The organism is Actinomadura sp. GC306 (genome assembly GCF_004348665.1).
Lineage (GTDB): Bacteria > Actinomycetota > Actinomycetes > Streptosporangiales > Streptosporangiaceae > Spirillospora.
The window spans coordinates 1-3,575 of the sequence record NZ_SMKM01000417.1; the positions used below are offsets into that span (position 1 = coordinate 1).

Below are 3,575 nucleotides of genomic sequence, written 5' to 3' on the forward strand. Positions count from 1 at the left end.
GAGCCGTTCCCCTACGCCCAGGAGATCCCGAGGCAGTCACCGGCGCCGGTCTCCCAGCCGTCCCCGCGGACGACGGAGACCCCGGCCCCCGCCGCGTCCGCCGACCCCGTCTCCGGCACACCGGTGCACACCGCTCCTCCTCCGCTCGCGCCGCCACCCCAGGTCGACGAACCCTGGCGCACGGCGAGCGCGCCCAAGCGCAAGCGCAAGCGGATCAACAAGAAGCTCCTCTTCGGCGTGATCGGCGGCGTGGCCGCCGCGGCGCTGGTCGCGGGCGGTGTCGTGGTGCTGCTCGGGCTGCCCGGCGGCTCCGAGAAGAGCACCGGTGGAGCGCGGCTCGCGGGGAACCTGTTCCCGGCCGACCCGGCGGCACGCTCCGACGGCCGCGATCAGGAACTCACCGGCGTCGCCGCTGCCGGGTCCACCGTGGTCGCCGTCGGCGGCGAGTCCGCCCCCGGCGGCAACCGGGGCGTCTTCCTCGTGTCCACCGACGGGGGACGCACCTACAAGACCGGACGGGTCGAGGGCCACGACGGCGGTGAGCCGGGCGCCGCGGAGGTGCCGAAGGTCGTCGGCGGCGGTCCGGACGGCTGGGTCGCGATCGGCGGCCGGCCAGGCGGCGGGCTCGTCTGGACGAGCGACAACGGCAGTGAATGGCGTCGCCAGCCCGACGCGGCGGGCGACGTCTTCGGCCCCGGCAACCGCGTCACGGACGTCATCCGTACCGACAAGGGCTTCCTCGCGATCGGCGAGCACTCCCGCAAGCGCGACTTCAGCGACTCGGTCCCCGCCCTCTGGCTTTCGACCGACGGCCGGAACTGGGATGCGCTGACCGGCAAGCAGACCGGGCTGCCGCTCCGCGGGAAGGTCGTGGTGGAGGAGGTCGGGTCCCACGGCGGCGTGGTGCTGCTGGAGTCCAAGCACCACCCGGGCGGGGACAAGCCCCCCTTCAACCGCGCATGGCGTTCCACCGACGGTGGCCGCACCTGGTCACCCGCCGAGATCCCCGCCCCGAAGGGCACCCGCGGACTGAAGGTCGGCGGCGGCCAGGCCGGGCTCGTGGCCGTCCGCGAGGTCAAGTCCGGCAAATCGATCTATGGGCAAATCTACACGTCCACGGACGCGACCGAGTGGACCAAGGGCGGCAAGCTGGAACCGGACGGCTACCGCTACGTCCGGCGCCTGATCGGCACCGAGACGGGCTATGTCGGCCTCTTGGAGCGCGGACGCGATCTGCTGGTGTCGCGCTCGGCGGACGGCAGGTCCTGGCAGGAGGCGGGCACGCTTCCCGCAGCCTCCGGCCGCGTGCTGCTCGGGGCGTCCGCCACCGGCGCCCAGACCGTGCTGGTCGGCCGGGACCCGGGCAACGGCGACCTCAACGCGCTGCTGGCCGTGCGCGACGCGAACGGCGCCGAGGTCCCGGTCGACCCGCTCAAGATCTCCGGCACCTTCCGCAGCGACCAGGCGGTCACCGCGGTCTCCGCGGCGGGCGGGCAGGCGGTCGCCGTCGGCAGCACAGGCGGCGACGCGGCGATCTGGACCTCCGCGGACGGCTCGGCCTGGAACCGCGCCCGCTTCTCCGGCGGTATCTCCCGGCCGGCCCTGCAGCGCCTGCTCAGCGTCGCGCACGGCGACGCCGGCTGGCTCGCGGTCGGCGCCGGAGGCGGCAACCCCGGCAGACCGCTGGTGCTGACGTCGCCGGACGGCGGGATCTGGAACGCCGCCGACACCGACCGGGTGTTCGAGCCGAAGAAGACCCGTCCCCTCGCCACCTATGGCGCCGCATCCGGCCCGTCCGGCTACGTCGTCGTCGGCGACGACGGGCCGTCCGGCGCGATCTGGTTCTCTCCCGACCTGACGACCTGGCAGCGGGGCGGCGGCGTGGGCCGCAACGACCTCACCGCAGAGAAGAACGGCAACCGCTGGGTCCGGTCGGCCGTCGGCGGGCCCTTCGGCTTCGTCGCGGCCGGCGGCTTGCGGAACCCGAAGACGTCGGTGCCCGGCAGCCCGGCGGTCTGGACGTCGCCCGACGGCAAGAAGTGGCGGCTTCAGGAGCTCAAGCTGCCTTCCGGCATGGCCCACGGCTGGCTCACGCACATCGCGGCCAAGGGGAATGTCCTCGTCGCGGCGGGACAGGGTTCGAGCAGGGCGGGGACCACCGGGCTCGCCTACGTCTCCACCGACGGCGGCCAGAGCTGGCACCAGAGTGAGTTGCCGGCCCCCGACTCGGCCGGTGGCGTGCGGGTCACCGCCGTGACGGCGACACCGCGGGGCTTCACCGTCTCCGGAGCCGCCGGAAGCACCGGCATGTCCGATGTCGTCACGTGGACGTCGGCCGACGGGACGTCGTGGGAGGTGCAGACGCCCGATGACGACGTCCTGTCCGGGGCGGGTCAGCAGGAGATCACGGGCTTGACGCCGTTCAAGAACACGCTGCTCGGCGTGGGACGAACCGTGTCCGGCTCCGGCGAGCAGCCCCTCCTATGGAGCCGTCCCCTCTCCTGAGGTCCCCCGGGCGGCGGGCGCCCTGGGGCCCCGGCTCAGCGTTCGCCGTGCGGTGGGCTAGGGTCGCAGCCCGGGATGTTCTCTAATCCGTCCGCGGCCTCGGTCGTGCGGCGGGTTTGCCGCGGGACGTACACGTGCGTCGGCACCATCGTGGCCCCGCGGGCGTCCTCGCGGTCGCGGGAGCGGTTGCGGCGGGCGCCGTAGGGGGCGACGACACGGCGGTAGAACGGTTTGCGGATCATGGTCGGGACGAGGCGGTAGCCGCCGCGGACCATGACGTTCCGCCAGTACTGCGGCGAGGAGATGAAGCCCTCGCGCAGCATGTGCCGCTGCAGGAGCAGTTCCGAGCGCAGCAGGTCGCGGCCGCCGCGCCGCTCGTAGGCACCGTCGCCGACCCGGTAGTAGACGAGCGGCTCGGCGACGTTCACCATCCGCGCGCCGTTCGCGATCATGCGCACGAACAGCCAGTAGTCCTCCATCAAGGGAAGATCACCGTAGCCCCCCGCGGCGACGACGGCGCTGCGGCGGTAGACGACCGTGGGGTGGTTGAAGGGGTCGTGGAGGCGGGAGTAGCGGGCGATGTCGGCGGGGTCGCTCGGCGGGGTGCGCTGCCCGACGATGTCGGAGATGTCGGTGTCGAACTCCAGCAGGCCGGCGCCGACGAGGTCGGCGCCGGCGCGCACCAGCGGCACCTGGGTCTGGAAGCGGTGCGGCATGGCGACGTCGTCGGCGTCCATGCGGGCGACGATGTCGTGGTGGGAGGCGCGGAGGCCGGCGTCCAGCGCGGGGCCGAGGCCGCGGTTGTGTTCGAGGGGGACGAAGGACGTCTCGACCGGGCTGCCGGCGACCAGCGCGCGCAGGCAGGCGGCAAGTTCGGGGGCGACGGGGCCGTCCTGGACCAGGACGACCTGGTCGGGGCGCAGGGTCTGCTCGTGCACCGCACTGCGGAAGGCGACCCGTACGTGCTCCGCTCGATCACCGCCGTACACGGTCATGAGCAGGGTGAAGGGTTCGGGCTGCATGCGTCCGTTCCGGGGAGCGTGGGCGCCCGGTAGAGCCCTGTGCGGGGG

At 73.6% G+C, this 3,575-nt stretch carries 2 protein-coding genes; one reads left to right on the forward strand and one right to left on the reverse strand.

Features of this window, described 5'->3' with window-relative positions; all coding sequences use genetic code 11:
- A partial coding sequence (locus E1200_RS34185; protein WP_165950555.1) for a sialidase family protein occupies positions 1–2,505 on the forward strand: 2,505 nt, incomplete at its 5' end.
- A 35-nt stretch (positions 2,506–2,540) separates the two neighbouring features.
- Here the strand turns inward: E1200_RS34185 and E1200_RS31950 are convergent.
- Positions 2,541–3,527 (reverse strand): glycosyltransferase, encoded by a 987-nt coding sequence (locus tag E1200_RS31950; RefSeq protein ID WP_131956183.1) that lies wholly within the window; start codon positions 3,525–3,527, stop codon positions 2,541–2,543.
- Positions 3,528–3,575 lie beyond the last annotated feature (48 nt).

What these genes read in the sequence shown, in the direction of transcription:
- E1200_RS31950 (WP_131956183.1), bottom strand. Translation starts at nt 3,527, where the DNA reads ATGCAGCCCGAACCCTTCACCCTGCTCATGACCGTGTACGGCGGTGAT.